Below are 14588 nucleotides of genomic sequence, written 5' to 3'. Positions count from 1 at the left end.
TACCTGAATGCCGGGGAGACGGGGACCTACTCAGGCACGTACGTGGCCTCAAGTGCGTCCACGCGTGGTGACTTGAATAACTCGCCCATGACGTTGCTGTATTTGAAGCCGCGCGGCGTGAGTTGATAGGTGCCGTCGGCCATGACCTCCACGCACCCCTCCGCCGCGAGCGCGTCCAACTCGGGGGCAAGATGCTGCAGGCCATCGCCGCCGAATCGGCGCGCGTACTCGGCCGGGTCCAATCGGCCCAGCGAGAGATTGAGCACACAAAACCTCCGCCTCCGCTCATCGTCATCCAGCAGGAACCCGCGGTCGGCGGGATGGTCGGGAGAGTGAGCGTGATCGATGAAGCCGCCAATGATGTCGAGCGTGGCGGTGCGACGCACGGCGTAGTCGGTGCTGTAGTGCACACGGTCGCTGTAGCTGCGCGCGCCGGCGCCCAGGCCCAGGAGCGGCACGCCCGCGAAGTCGGCAGTCTCCTGCCGCAGGCCGCCGCGCGGCAGTGTGGTGAAGCGCACAAAGCTGTCTTGCCGGAATCCGCGGCCGGCAAGGTACGCCACGCTCTCGTCGTAGAGCGCGTACTTGGACTCGTCGGGCAGGAACCCGCTGGTATCGCGCTCGGCGCGTTTCTGGATGACCGTGAGCGGCCGAAACACCACCGGATACAGCGTGATGGTCTTGGGGACAAACGCCACGGTCGCACCAAGGCTGGCAAACCAGCTCTCGCGCTGCTGCCCCTCAAGGCCGTAGATGAGGTCGTAGTTCACGTTGTCGAACCCGATCGTGTTGATCGCTTCCACGGCGTGAAACACCGCCTCGGGCGCGTACGGGCGGCCGACGCGTTTCTGTTCCTCCGCGTCCAGCGTCTGCAGCCCCATGCTCACGCGGGTCACACCCTCGCGCTTGAGGCACGCCAGACGCTCCACGGTCATCGAGTCGGGAGACCCTTCCACCGAGATCTCGGCGCCCGCCGCCCATCGCGGGAAGTGTTTCCGCAACGCGTCGAACAGTTGACTGAACTGCGCCGGTGACAGGGTCGTCGGCGTCCCGCCACCGATGTAGAGCGAGATCACTTCCATGTGGCCCACCACGGGGCCGTACATCGCCATCTGACGGCAGAGCGCGTCCACATACGCCTGCACCAGATCCGGCCCATGTGACGTGGTCAGGAAGAGCGTGCAGAACGAACAGCGATAGGCGCAGAACGGAATATGGATATAGAGGTTGAGCGGGCCCTCGGCGCCGCGCCAGGCGTCTTCAATCGTGACCGGCGGATCAAACGGCCGATACGCGCGCTTGGACGGGTAGCTGTAGACGTAACACGGCAACTCCGACGCGGCTATCGCCTGTCGAAGCCGGTCGCGCGCCTCATTCCCCATAATGCCCAAGGATGTATTGCAGGGCCGAATCCAGGTCGTCGAAATTTCGGGTGACGATGGCTTCGTAGCCGGGGCGGCCGCGAAAGGCGGGGCCGAAGGTGATGATGGGAAGGCCGGCTTCGTGGGCCAGGAACATCTCGCCGATGGTGAAGAAGGGCGCGCTGCGCGTGTCCAGCACCTGCGGCAGATCGAGGTTGACCAGCATCACATCCGCGCGCGAGAGGTGCCAGCGATCGTTGGTGAACACTTCGTTGGGCGTCGCGCGGTAGGCGTCGCCCTGGTCGCGAATCACGCGGGTGGGGTCGTAGTAGTCAAACCCCGCGCTCGTGAGTACGGCAGCCGCCTGCTGCCGCCAGCCGGAAGATTCGGCAATGGGCAGGCCGTCAATTCTCCCCGAGAGGAACACGGTCATCATTTGGAATCGTAGGGTGTGACCTCGCTGCCGTCGCGAGGATCGATGTGAAAGGTCATGCGGCCATCCGCGCAGCGCGCGGCGAGTTCCGGATGCCGCGCCATCAGCTCGGTTGAAAGTTGCGTCGTCAGTTCAGCCACGCGATCGGCGAACATCCACGGCGCGTAGCGCAGGCCGAGGCGAAGCCGAATGCCGGTGGCGTCGGCGTCCACGCCATAGTGCAGGTCGCCCGTGAGTTCCAGACCGCGGCCGACGGCGAGATCCGTGAATCGCGGCGTGATGGCCAGGTCGGGCACGGCTTCCAGCACTTCGTAGAGCGGCCCCGACAGGAGCAGCGGCTTGACCTCATCGCCGGTCGCGTCGATCACCGAACGTGTGAGACGCCCCACGTACTGCACCTGCAGGCCGCCGGGCCTGACGCGGGCTCCACCACTTCGACCAGGTCGCCGGTGAAATGCGCACGAAGGGCATCTGCTGCGTGAACGGATACAGCGCCGTGAGCAGCAGCACGCCAATACCGTGATCGATGGGCTGCAACGTCCTGGGATGGACGACTTCCGGTACCACGTGGAGGTCGAACACCCACGGCCCGCCAAGGCCGACTTCGGCAGCGCCGCCAAACATCTCGGTGAGGCTGTAGCGGTCCCTCACTGTGGCGCCCCAGAGATCGCCGAGCAGGCGCTTGCGGGCCGGCGTGACGTGGCCGCCAAACAGGGTGATGACCTGCACCGACGACCCGGCGAGGTCGAAGCCGTCGGCCAGCAGATACGCTGTGAGGGCTTTGATCATGCGCTCGGTGCCCATGACCATGGACACGCGCGGCTCCACTCCTGGAAGGTCGTAGGTGCGTTCCAGCAGCCCCCGTGCCTGCTGCGCCTGGGCCCTGTCGAACACGCCGGCCGAAAGCACGTACGCGTGGCTCGGCATGCCCGTGAGGGCGCCGTGATAGGCGTTGATCAGATTGAGGTACAGCGGCCGCAGCCCCTGAGGCGGATTGTCTTCGAGCTGCTTTGCGAAGAAATCCCAGACGAAGGCCTGCTCGGCGACGCCGCGATGGATCTGCAAGAACGCGCCTGTGGTGCCGGTGGTGTGTTGCAGTGCGGCAGGCAGCGAGGGGTCACACTGCAGGTCGCGATGGTTCTCCACGATTTGCGCCCGCGTCAACACGGGCAGGCGCGCCAGATCTTCGAGGCCGCGAAAGCCCTGCGCGACGTCGCCAAACGTCTGGCGGTAGTACGGGCTGTTCGCCGCGCACCCAGGCGACGGTGTCTTTCAGAAGCGCGTCCCGCAGCTGGGCCGCAGCGTCGGGCGCGGCGTTCACCCCCGGCCCGGTTTCACGCCAATCGAAATGGGTTCGGCCACAAAGGGCTCGGCTGCGATGGGTTCGGCGGCCATGGGCTCGGCCACCATCGGCTCGCTGGCCATCGCTTCAGCCGCGATGGCTTCGGCCGCAATGGTCTCGGCCGCAATCGCGGTGGCCGCGTTGGACGCCGCCGCGCCCTTCACAGTGCCGGCGAGCAGCGTACCGGCGGCCTTCTGCGCCGCATCCACTTCGGCGATGGCGCGTGTGGCGAGCGCGGCGCCCAGCGCCGACTGCTTCCCCTGCGCCCCGGCACTGGCCGATGCGAGCGACGACTTCACCACGGTGGCCTCGGCAAGCGCCTGCGACAACGTGCCGCGGATGGCCGCGTCTTTGACCTTCAACGCCTTCTGATAGAGATCCGACAGTTCGGCGACGTTCATGGCACGCTCCTTTGGATGGGTCGGCGGCCATTATCGCACGGCGCGGGCGGCCTGCGTGTCAGAACGTGATGGTCACCGTGATCGTGTCCGTATAGGCGCCCACGGCTGCATCTTGTCGTGCCGGAATGCGGCCGTAGATGGTGACATTCACATTCGTGTTCGCCACCGAGGTGGCCGAGTACCGAGAGGTGCCAATTGAGCAGCTGACAGCCTGAGCCTCCACCGGCGCAGAAGGCCACATCAGGACCCAAATCGCCAGGACGAGAGTAGTGGTCAGCGCCCGATTGCGTTGCATGACACCACCTCCACTGATTGCCCCAGGCAGGTCTCAACCTGCCACTGCAGATACCGGTGAGCCAACTGCACGCCGCTCGCAATCCAACTGAGAAGGCCCCCTGGGTTGGCCACGACATGGTGGCCACGAGCCCTGACCAGGGGGCAGCCGTACGGCCGGCAGGCGGTGCATCAGGTGGCGCCACACCGGGATCACCCATCTCGTAGCGGTCGAGCTGTTTGAGGACATCCGACAACGACTCGTTGGCCTGGCGCACGCCGACCGACACCACGCCACCACCGCGGAGGCCTGGCGCGATCAGGAAGTCCACGCGATCGGCTTCCACAAACAGCGGAAGGTCTCCGTCGTTGATACTGACGCGATTGGCCTGATAGCTGCCCAGACTGGGCACCACAATTTCACCGCGGCGATTGGTCTTTCCGACAAACTGGTTGCTGAGATACGTGCTGACGCCGCGTGCGCCGGGCACCTGCACCAGCGCAAACGCGTCCGTGATCGGACGCGTCAGGAACAGGCCCTGCCGCAACGCGGCCACGGCTCCACTGACGTTGATCGAACTGGTCGTGTGTTCGCGCCAGCCTTCTGCGCGTGTCTCAACTCTGGCCCAGCGATTCTGGTACTGGATCACGGCGGTGCCCTTCTGCTCGTTCCCGTGCTGCCAGTCCATCTGGTACCCCAGCCCCGGCCCCAGGGGCAGGCTTCGCTGCAGCGCCACGCGGCTATCGGGTCTGCCTGCCGAGGATTGCTGGGTGGCGCTGGCCGACGACCGCTGGCCCAGCGGCACCGTCAGTGTGGCCACGGCCGTGACGGGGCGCGTGCCGGACATCACCTGGGTGGCCATCACGCTCAGGCTCACGTTCTTCGGCAGGCTGAGGTTGATGCTCGATCCCACCTCGGCCCGCGTCTCCTCGATGTTCTGCCACCAGCGGTACTGGGCGCCCACGCTGAGGCCGCGGAACAGCAGCACATTGAGTGACGCGGCGGCATCCGCCCGCGGGTCCACCAGCGGGTCCCTGGGACGCGCCTCTTCGTACTGCGGCGAAAACACCCGGGCGGCGCCCTGCAGAGACAACCAGCGGCCGCGCACCAGATACAGCGCCGACGCCGCTGCGCCCGACTCCCCTCGCGCCTTGCTGCCGCGCACGTCGATCTCGAGCTCGCCAATCGGCAGGCGGGCTGCCACCGCTGCGCCGCCAAATCCCGACTCCCGTGAATAACCGCCGCTCACGCCAAGCGTCACGCCTTCCGACACGCCCACGCGATGTTCGGCCAGAGCGACAAACCCGCCATACTTCCAGCGCAGTCCGTCCACCGCCAGCAGCGGCGCGCCCGCGCTATACCTGAACTGATGCAGTCCGGGCCGCAGCAGCCCCGGACTCCGGTAGTAGTCGCGTGTCAGCTGCCCGTGACACTGTTGACGGCAAACAGCGCCCCCATCGTGGTGGCAATGGCAAGGTGCGCGCTCTTCTTTCCGTCAGTCGGGTTGTTGTACAACGACTGCCCCACCACGCCCTCGAGGGCGAAGAGCGGGAGCGTTGCCACACTCGCATACTTGTGAATCTTTGCGCGCGTCCGGTACGCGTCGCTGTACTCAAACGCCATCTGGCGGGGAGCCGGCGTCTGCGTCTGCACGACGGGCACCGGTTCCACCGGAAGGTCGAACCTGAGTTTTGTAAACGGAGACTCGTTGGAAGGGGGGCGGTCCAGCGCGAAGGTCTGCGCAGACGCGATGTGAACGCTGACAAAAACCAGAACCAACACCGCCGAAACGACCCGAGTGCGCATGAGGCTCCTTCACCTCTCCCGCTCTCGATACTACACCCTCCGGCTGTTGGGGGGGTCGAGTCCGCCCGGGCCCATGCCCGGGCGATCCTCGATCAAGCGCGTGTGTTAGGAGACGCGAACGTTTTCCGCGCGCGGTCCCTTGGGGCCCTGTCCCATCGAGAACGTCACCGACTGTCCTTCGCGCAGCTGGTCAAACTGACCGTCGCACGCGGACTGGTGGAAGAAGTACTCGTTGCCGTCCGGACCCACTACAAATCCGAAACCCTTGTCGCTTACCAACCGCTTGATCGTGCCTGTAACTACTGTCGCCATGTCATCACTCCCGTTACTCGTCGTACGTAGACTTCCAGCATAGCCGCATATTCCGGGATTCGTTGTCTCTAATCGCACAGGTCCTTCTTATCTCTTTTCACCATGAAGGACATGAAAATCCATGAAGGTTTGGTGACCGCTGTCAGAAAGCGTGGGGTTGGGGGGCCGCCTTCGGCGGCACGCGCGATCGGAGGGACGGCACAAATGAACACACCGAACGGGTGTGCGCGGTGTGTTCGTTTGTGCCGTCCCTCCGATCGCGCGGCCCCGGCGTAGCCGGGCCCCCCAACCCCACGCCTTCATGGAGCTTCATGGAACTTCATGGGGGAACCTGATCTCGCGGTATTCGACGGATTTACCGGCGATTCTGGAGTTTCGTGCGCGCGAGGGGGGCCACGAGGGGGCCTTCATACCAGAGGCGTGCCTGGGGAGAGGCGGCCGCTTTCGTGAAGGCCGCCGTGGCGTCGGGCGCGCGGCCCAGCGCCTCGTACGCCAGGCCATTGAGATAGGCCACCGTGCCGGCCGAGACGCCCGGGCCGTCCAGCAACTGCACATCCTTGATGGCCGCCAACGCGTCGTCCCAGTTGCCCAGGCGCATGTGCACCAGGGCGAGGTTGATTGACGCGGCCATGCTTTGCACGCCCACCACCGGCGAACGCACGGCGTCCTGCAGGTCCAGCAGCGCGCGATTGGCCAGGAGCGCGGGGTCGCGCACGCCCAGCGTATCCACGCCCAGCGTCACGGGCGCGGGCACTTTCCTGACCACGCCCCCGGCGCCCTTCACCTCGAGCGCGATGGACTGGGCGGTCAGCGGCTGCGCGGCAAGCGCGGCCTGGAAGTCGGCCACAGAGGCGACGGGCTTGCCCACCGCGGAGGTGATGATGTCGCCGGGCGCCAGGCCCGCTCCCTCGCCGGCGCGCGCGACAACGGCGCCGGGTGTGCCGGCCACGTCGATGAACGCGGCATTCACGGAAAGACGCACGAGCGTGGGCAGCGCGGCGTTGAGGCGCTCGAGCACACGGCCCTGCGACGCCGAGTCGGTGAGGCTCAGCGTGAGCAGATCGGGCTCACCGCTGCCGGCCGCCAGGAACAGAAGCGACACGGTGTAGGCGTCAGCCCCCACCACAGCCGCCGACAGGCCCTGCACGCCCAGACGCGTCGAAAGGCGCCGGGCCATGTCGCGCACGGCTTCGCGCGGGAGGCGTGCGCCAGGCTGGCCGAGCATCGGACCGAGCCAGTCGGCCGGAATGTTTTCCTGCTTCATCGCGGCGTCAAGCTCCGCGGCGTCGGGCGTGAAGAACATGACGCGATTGGCCGGCGCCAGCATCCGTTCCAGCGTGCCGCGCAACTGCTCGGGCGTAGAACCGGCGCCAGCCTGCATGGAGATGAATGGCACCGCGCTCCGCAACGTGGCGGTCAGCGTGGCCGTGTCGCCAGTCTTCCATTCACGGCGGTCCACAAAACGTCCGCGCGCGCCGCGCACCTCAATCAGATGGGTGCCGGCGCACACCGTGACATCGCTGCCCACAGGCCCGCGGGGCTCGCCGTCCACCACCACAGTGGCTTCACGGTCGGTGCTTTCGATCACCACCTTGGCCACCGCCGGCGTCAACTGCACGGGCTCGGGCTGGATGTCGTCGGATACCAGGGTGAACGGCATGTCGAAATCGACAAAACACGCGCGCTTCAGCTTCAGACGATGGTCGCCCAGCGAGATGCCGGTGATGGGCAACGGCGCCGATACACCTTCTGCGGCGCCCTTTGTGGTGCGGCCCTTCGACACATCATCGATAAACACCTCGACGTCGTCGGGCATCGTGACCACGGTGATGGTGGCCGCCACGCGCTCGAGCGTAATGGCCATGGTCGCCACTTCCGTGGCGATCACGGTGACCTTCTGCTCAAACGGTGTGTAGTTGGGACGCGTGGCGTTTACGGTGTGCTCGCCCGCCTTGATGTCAAACACCAGTGGCTCGGCGGTGACCTGATACACCTTGCCGTCGATGGTGACCGGGCCGGGCGGCGTCACCTGCACGCTCAGGCGGCCGATGGTGACGCGGCGCACGTTGTCGAGCACCTTGATCAAGCGCGGCGACACGCCGGCGGCGAGCGCAAAGTCTGGCTTGAGCCCGAGTAGTTCAGCGAAGTCCTGATCGGCGCCCGCAGAGTCGCCCAGCGCGAACCGCGCCCGCGCGCGGTGTTCGTAGGCCTGGATGAGCAACTCCGGCTTCTGCACCGGCACACCGGGCCCACCCGCCGTCAACGCCGCGATGAGCTTGTCGAACAGCGGCACCGCCTGGTCATACTGGAAGGCGTCGAACTGCTTCTTGCCCTGCTCGAACAACTGTTCGGGCGTGGCTTCCTGGATGGCGGCACTCGTAGCGGCCACGAGGCAGACCAGAAGGATGGCGATGGCTCGGACGCGTTTCATCGATACACCATCACGCGTTCAGCGCGGTCGTCATACAGGTAGATCGTGCCCGACGGGTCCACGACGAATGATGTGGCGCGGCGGAATCCCGCGGGGTCGTTCTGCGGCGGCGCAAACACGGTGAGCAAGCGATAGGCGCCCGCGCGGGCCGCGGCCGGAGCCGCAGCCGCAGCTGGGGCCGCCGCTGCGGTCGCAGCGGGCGCGGCGGGATACGGCGAGAACACGGCAATGGACGTGCGGCTCAGCACATACAGATGCCCGAACGCATCAAACGTCAGGTCTTCGGCTTCCTCAAGATCGTAGCCCGGGGTCTTCAGGGGAATGCGCGCGGTCAGCGTCCCCGCCCCATCGAAGACCACCACCGACTTGGCGTCTTTGTCGAGCCCTGCCACGAGGTCGGTTTCCGTGGACGCCAGCCGCGTGATGCGGCCCGCGCCAAACGTCCCTACGTGGGTGCCGGTGCTTGAGAAGCGCTGCAACACGCGATCGTTGCTGTCAGCCACGAGCCAATCGCCGTTGCTCACCTGTGTGGCCGCCTGGAGATTGGACAGGGCCTTCGGCGTACCACCCGACTGGGGCACGGCAAGCGTCAGTGGCGCGCCCGTGGGCGGGCGGAGTGCGCCTGCGTCGAACGCCACCACCTGCCCCGCCAGATCCACCGTGATGCCCCGCGGCCTCACCACGGCCTGCGGCCGTTCGGTGGCACCGGACGTGAGCACGGACAGGCCGGTTTCCGCGGCTGAAAATAACGCGTCCTTGCCCGACCAGGCCAACCCGACCACGTTCTGCAACTTCACGGGACCAATGGTGTCGGCGCTCAGCGCCCAGGCCGGCCCACCCTTCGCGCGAATGTAGAGACGATGCAGCGTTGAGGTGCGCGCAAGCGCAGTGGCGGCCGCCGGCGTGTTGGGCCAGCGATTGCGCACCTGCTGCATCTCTTCCATGGCCAGCACGGGTTCTCCCAGTGCGAGCAGCACCTTGCCCAGTGTCAGGTAGGCTTCAGCCGCGGTGGCGTCGGTCGGGAACTCCGCAATGGTCCTGCTGAGGTTCGCGCGCGCATCGTCATACCGGCGCGCGTACCACATCGTCTCGCCGACGAGTGTGAGTGAACGCGGAACAGCGCCCGACGAGGGGAATAACCGGAAGACACGTTCAAAATTCGCGAGGGCGGAATCAAGGTCGGCGGACTGATGGCTGCGCGCAAGCGCAAGGCGCCCTGCCAGCAGGTAGGCGTCCGGCGCGGAGTCGGACGTCGCGTATTTCTTGACGATGGCGTCCACCGCTGCTGCGGCCTCTTTGGTGTCGCCCGCGACGTCGATGTAGTACCGCGCGATCTCGAGCAGCGCGTTGTCGGCGACGGAACTGTTGGGATGTGTGTCGGCGACCGCGCGGAAGTCCTTGAGCGCTTCGGTGTAGTTACCTTGCTTGGCAAACGCGCGCCCACTCTCAAGCTGCCGCCGCGCTACTTCCTCTCCAGCCGACTGGGCCAGGGTTATTGTGCTCAGCGCAGTGGCCCACGCGAGAATCATCACCCCTCGACGCATCCTCAATAGCTCTCCTTGGGTGGGGCGAACGTCACCGCAAGCCGCTCGCCCGGCACGACGGTGACTTTACGCGACTCACCTTTACCATCCGGGCACGTCAGCGTCACGGTGTGGCCGCCAGAGGCCACCGATTTGCTCGGGATGGGCGGGAAGCCGAGATCGTTGCCATCCACGCTGACCGTGCAGGTTTCCACCGCGGAAAACACCGCGAGCACGCCGGGGGCCGGCAGCGTCACTTCAGCCTGCGCGCGATCGAAGCTGATCGAGAGCGCCTGGCTCAGCAACATTTCCCTGCTGCGCGCCGTGACGCCCGCGCCGGGCTGCACCGTCACTTCATGACGCGCGGCTGAGGGCGAAATCACCCGCGACCCCTGCACCAACTCGAAGGGATACGCCCCGGTGACGATGAGCCGCACCGGCCGGGCTTCGGCCGCGAACTTGACGTCCTTGTTGCCCGCCTTCAAATCGGCGTCCGTGATCTTCGTGGAGATCGGCTTGAACCCCTTGAGCGACAGCTCGACGGTGCTGCCCGCGGGCACGCTCGCCAAGGGGATGGCGGCCGGCGTGACTTTGCCCGTATCCGCGCCGTTGATGGTGATGCTTGCGCCATTGGGCGTGGACACCACGAGCAGTTCGTCTTTGCCGAGCGCGGCGCCGGCACCTGCACCTGCGGCTCCCGCCCCCGCACCAGTTGTTCCGGCAGCGCCATCGGCGGAGGTGGCGGCTCCGCCCGGAGTGGCGCCGGGATCAGGCCTGACAAAGAAGAAATACCCACCCACGGCCAGTGCAATCGCGACCAAGCCACCCGCGATCCAGACCACCGGGCCCTTGCCCGCCTCTTCGCGCGGCGGCACCACCACCGCCACCGGCGGCTCGGCAACTTTCGCGGTGCCAGTGGCCGGGCCCCCGGCGCGCATGCTTTGGGTCTTCGCGTACAGGGGAACGGTCATCATCCCCGTGCCGTCAGCCGGCGGCATCCCCAGCACAGGCGTCTTGCCGGTGTGCAACTGTGGATCGAGCATGGCGCGCACGGTCTGGAGGTCGGCGGCCATCTGCTTGGCTTTGCCGTAGCGCTCCTCGGGATTCTTGCGCAGCGCGTGCGTGACGATGTCGTTGATGGGTTCGGGCAGGTCCGGAATGGCGTTCTGCAGGGGCACCGGCTCGCCGTTCATGATCTGGTAGACCACGGCCGTGGGACTGTCGCCCTGGAACGGCTTGGTGCCGCTCAGCAATTCATAGAGCAGCACACCGGCGGAAAACAGATCCGACCGGCCGTCGATCGGCTGCCCCATGATTTGTTCGGGCGCCATGTAACTGGGCGTGCCCATCACGGTGCCGGTCTGCGTCACCGACGACATGGCAAATTTCGCGATGCCGAAGTCCAGGATCTTGACGGTGCCGTCATCGAGCACGCGCACGTTGCCGGGCTTGATGTCGCGATGCACGATGCCCTGCTCGTGCGCATACGCCAGGCCTTCGCACACCTGCGAGGCGATCTCGAGCTTCTGCACCAGGCTCAGCTGCACGTCGGCCTTCATCAAGGCGTCGAGGTCGCGCCCGCCCAGGAATTCCATGACGATGTAGGGGGTGCCGTCCACCTCGCCCAGCTCGTGGATGGTGACGACGTTGCGGTGGGCCAGACGCGCGACGGCGCGGGCCTCGCGCAGGAACCGCTCGCGGGCGGCGGTGTCGTGCGAGAAGTCGACGAGCATCATCTTGAGCGCAACATCGCGCTCCAGCACGTCGTCATGGGCGCGGTAAAGCACGCCCATGCCGCCTTTGCCGACCATGCCCAGGATGGTGTAGCGGCCGATCTTTTCCGGTATGGCTGTCACAGTGCTGCTCGTGCGAACCGGCTAATTGTAGCCAAAAAGTGAGTCCGATACGAGCCGAGGGAAACAAAGTTCCGCGGGAATCTTAATGCGATTCACCATGAAGGGCATGAAGTTCCATGAAGGGTGACCGGGGATGGGTGCCCGGCTGACGCCGGGCCAGCGGGAGTGGAGGAAGTCACAGAACGAAAAGCAGCCTAAAGACCTCTGAGGTCGTTTCGAACTCCAGCCCGCGAATCGACCTCAGAGGTCCTTATATCTGCCTTTCGTTCTGGGACTTCCTCCACTCTCGCCGCCGCCGGAGGCGGCGCCCATCCCCGGTCACCTGCTGACAGCGTGACGTGTTTCACCGAGCTTCATGGATCTTCATGGAGCTTCATGGTGAATGCCCTGCCCTTGTGGGGCCGAGGCGTTACACGCCGATTACAGTCGTCAGTTCTTTGACCGACGCGGCGGACTTGTTGAACGCGGCCTGTTCGTCGGGCGTCAGGCGGATTTCGATGATCTCTTCCGCGCCGCCGCGGCCCAGTTTCACCGGCACGCCCACAAAGAGGTCCGTCACGCCGTACTCACCCTGCAGGTAGACCGAACACGGGAGGATGGACTTCTTGTCCTTGAGAATCGCCTCCACCATTTCGGCGGCCGCGGCGCCGGGCGCGTACCAGGCGCTCGTGCCCACGAGTTTCGTGATTTCTGCGCCGCCGTTCGCCGTGCGCGTGCAGATCTCGTCGAGTTTGGCCTGCGAGAGGCGGCCCATCGCCACAAGTTCCGTCAGCGGAATGCCGGCCACCGTCGAGAACCTCGGCAGGGGCACCATGGTGTCGCCGTGGCCACCCAGCACAAACGCGTGGATGTTTTCCACCGACACGTTGAGTTCCATGGCGATGAACGTGCGCATCCGCGCCGAGTCGAGCACGCCGGCCATGCCCACCACGCGTTCGCGCGGGAAACCGCTCAGCCGGTACACGGCCTGGCACATGGCATCCAGCGGGTTGGCCACCGGCACGATGATGCAGTTGGGCGAGTACTTCACCACCTGCTCCACCACCGACTGCATGATCTTGTAGTTCACGTTCAGGAGGTCGTCGCGGCTCATGCCCGGCTTACGCGGCACGCCCGACGTGATCACCACCACGTCCGACCCGGCGCTGGCGGCATAGTCCGACGTCCCGACGAGCCGGGTGTCTGACCCGTCAATCGGGCAGGCCTCGTAGATGTCGAGCGCAATGCCCGCCGCCTTTTCGGCCGCAATGTCCACGATGACCACATCGGCCAGTTCCTTGACGGCAATAGCCCGCGCCACCGTCGCGCCCACGTTCCCTGCTCCACCAACTACCGTGACTTTGCGATTCATGATTACTGCTCCACAAAAAAAGAAAACTTACACGAGGCGCTAAAACCCGCGGCCTTGAGACCCAGGCCGCGCTACGAAATACCGTCACGCTCCTCGTAGCGCGGCCTGGGTCTCAAGGCCGCGGAACTTCCGTCTACAGCCGTTCGATCATCGCGGTGGCGAATTCCGACGTCTTGAGTTCGGTCGCCCCCGGAATCATGCGCGCCAGGTCGTACGTGACCTGTTTGTCGTCGATGGTCTTTTCGAGCGCGTTGACCATCAGGTCGGCCGCCTCGGTCCAGCCCATGTACCGGAACATCAAGTCGCCCGAGAGGATGACGGACCCGGGGTTGACCTTGTCGAGGTTGGCATACTTGGGCGCCGTGCCGTGCGTGGCTTCAAACACGGCGTGCCCGGTCATGTAGTTGATGTTGCCGCCCGGCGCGATGCCGATGCCGCCCACCTGCGCCGCGAGCGCATCGGAAATGTAGTCGCCGTTCAGGTTCAGCGTGGCAATCACGTCGTACTCGGCCGGCCGCGTCAGGATCTGCTGCAGGAACGCATCCGCAATCACATCCTTGACGATCAGGCCATCTGGGAGTTTGCACCAGGGCCCGCCGTCGATCTCGACGCCGCCAAATTCGCGCTTCGCGAGGTCGTAGCCCCAGTCGCGAAAACCCCCTTCGGTGAACTTCATGATGTTGCCCTTGTGCACCAGCGTGAGGCTCTTGCGCTTGTTGGCGATGGCGTACTTGAGCGCGGCGCGGATGAGCCGCTCGCTGCCTTCGCGCGACACGGGCTTGATGCCATACGCCGAACTCTCGGGGAACCTGACTTTCTTCGCGAGCTTGGGGAAAGTATCCGCCAGCATCGTCCCGAACTTCTTCGCGTCGTCGCTCCCCTGTTCAAACTCGATGCCGGCGTAAATGTCTTCGGTGTTTTCGCGGAAGATCACCATGTCCACCAGGTCGGGACGTTTCACGGGCGTTTCCATGCCGCGGAAGTAGCGCACGGGCCGCAGGCACACATAAAGATCGAGTTCCTGCCGGAGCGCGACGTTCAACGAACGGATGCCGCCGCCGACGGGCGTCGTGAGCGGTCCCTTGATGCCCACAAGATATTGACGGAAGGCCGCGAGGGTGGCTTCGGGCAACCAGCTACCCGTTTGCTGAAATGCTTTTTCGCCGGCCAACACTTCCTGCCACGAGATGGCACGCGTGCCGCCGTACGCTTTGGCGACTGCGGCATCAAATACGCGCACACTGGCGCGCCAGATGTCGGGGCCGGTGCCGTCACCTTCAATAAAAGGAATGATGGGATTGTCGGGAACGTGGAGCGTGTCGTTCGTGCGGGTAATTGCGGCGGGGCTCATGCGGACCTTTCCGGTGTTTTAGGTCACGTCCCTCCCACGGTGGAGGAAACGTTACGGGATCTTCACAGGATCTGTTGAAAACTTTGTGGAAAAGTCTCCCCTGATGTGTGAATCCCTTTGTGTTTGCTGCCGTCGCAGCGATTTGCACCA

Annotated in this window: 13 protein-coding genes; all 13 read right to left on the bottom strand. The window is 65.4% G+C overall.

The genetic code is table 11. The features are described 5' to 3' along the window. Window positions 1-26: 26 nt before the first annotated feature. Window positions 27-1379 carry an STM4012 family radical SAM protein gene (locus IPL75_02500; GenBank protein ID MBK9239139.1) on the bottom strand — a complete coding sequence of 451 codons (1353 nt, stop codon included), beginning with the start codon at window positions 1377-1379 and terminating at the stop codon, window positions 27-29. Further along, window positions 1369-1794, bottom strand: coding sequence for a hypothetical protein (locus IPL75_02495; GenBank protein ID MBK9239138.1), 426 nt, complete (start codon window positions 1792-1794; stop codon window positions 1369-1371). Before IPL75_02495 ends, IPL75_02500 begins: the two co-directional genes overlap by 11 nt. Further along, window positions 1791-2159 carry a hypothetical protein gene (locus IPL75_02490; GenBank protein ID MBK9239137.1) on the bottom strand — a complete coding sequence of 123 codons (369 nt, stop codon included), beginning with the start codon at window positions 2157-2159 and terminating at the stop codon, window positions 1791-1793. The genes IPL75_02495 and IPL75_02490 overlap by 4 nt, the downstream gene beginning before the upstream one ends. Next, on the bottom strand, window positions 2137-2937 hold the full coding sequence (locus IPL75_02485; protein MBK9239136.1) for a hypothetical protein: 801 nt from the start codon (window positions 2935-2937) through the stop codon (window positions 2137-2139). The genes IPL75_02490 and IPL75_02485 overlap by 23 nt, the downstream gene beginning before the upstream one ends. 171 nt (window positions 2938-3108) lie before the next feature. Beyond that, a complete protein-coding gene (locus IPL75_02480) occupies window positions 3109-3534 on the bottom strand; it encodes a hypothetical protein (protein MBK9239135.1) in 426 nt (141 codons plus the stop codon). Window positions 3535-3592: 58 nt separating this feature from the next. After that, window positions 3593-3829, bottom strand: a complete 237-nt coding sequence (locus IPL75_02475) for a spore coat protein U domain-containing protein (protein MBK9239134.1) — start codon at window positions 3827-3829, stop codon at window positions 3593-3595. Between the two features lie 1395 nt (window positions 3830-5224). Further along, the gene (locus IPL75_02470) at window positions 5225-5614 is read right to left on the bottom strand and encodes a hypothetical protein (GenBank protein MBK9239133.1); all 390 of its coding nucleotides are present in this window, start codon (window positions 5612-5614) and stop codon (window positions 5225-5227) included. Window positions 5615-5719: 105 nt separating this feature from the next. Continuing rightward, a complete protein-coding gene (locus tag IPL75_02465) occupies window positions 5720-5926 on the bottom strand; it encodes a cold shock domain-containing protein (protein MBK9239132.1) in 207 nt (68 codons plus the stop codon). 355 nt (window positions 5927-6281) lie between these two features. Next, window positions 6282-8357: a PEGA domain-containing protein gene (locus tag IPL75_02460; protein MBK9239131.1), complete on the bottom strand. Its 2076-nt coding sequence runs from the start codon at window positions 8355-8357 to the stop codon at window positions 6282-6284. Further along, window positions 8354-9886 carry a tetratricopeptide repeat protein gene (locus IPL75_02455; protein MBK9239130.1) on the bottom strand — a complete coding sequence of 511 codons (1533 nt, stop codon included), beginning with the start codon at window positions 9884-9886 and terminating at the stop codon, window positions 8354-8356. The genes IPL75_02460 and IPL75_02455 overlap by 4 nt, the downstream gene beginning before the upstream one ends. Before the next feature lie 17 nt (window positions 9887-9903). Next, window positions 9904-11736 carry a serine/threonine protein kinase gene (locus tag IPL75_02450; protein ID MBK9239129.1) on the bottom strand — a complete coding sequence of 611 codons (1833 nt, stop codon included), beginning with the start codon at window positions 11734-11736 and terminating at the stop codon, window positions 9904-9906. A gap of 409 nt (window positions 11737-12145) precedes the next feature. Next, window positions 12146-13087, bottom strand: coding sequence for a malate dehydrogenase (mdh, locus tag IPL75_02445; protein ID MBK9239128.1), 942 nt, complete (start codon window positions 13085-13087; stop codon window positions 12146-12148). A gap of 133 nt (window positions 13088-13220) precedes the next feature. Further along, on the bottom strand, window positions 13221-14438 hold the full coding sequence (icd, locus tag IPL75_02440; protein ID MBK9239127.1) for an NADP-dependent isocitrate dehydrogenase: 1218 nt from the start codon (window positions 14436-14438) through the stop codon (window positions 13221-13223). Window positions 14439-14588 lie beyond the last annotated feature (150 nt).

It is taken from the genome of Acidobacteriota bacterium, assembly GCA_016716905.1.
GTDB lineage: Bacteria > Acidobacteriota > Vicinamibacteria > Vicinamibacterales > SCN-69-37 > SYFT01.
Note: the sequence above shows the minus strand (reverse complement) of the source record. Positions and strands in the feature narration are given on the sequence as shown.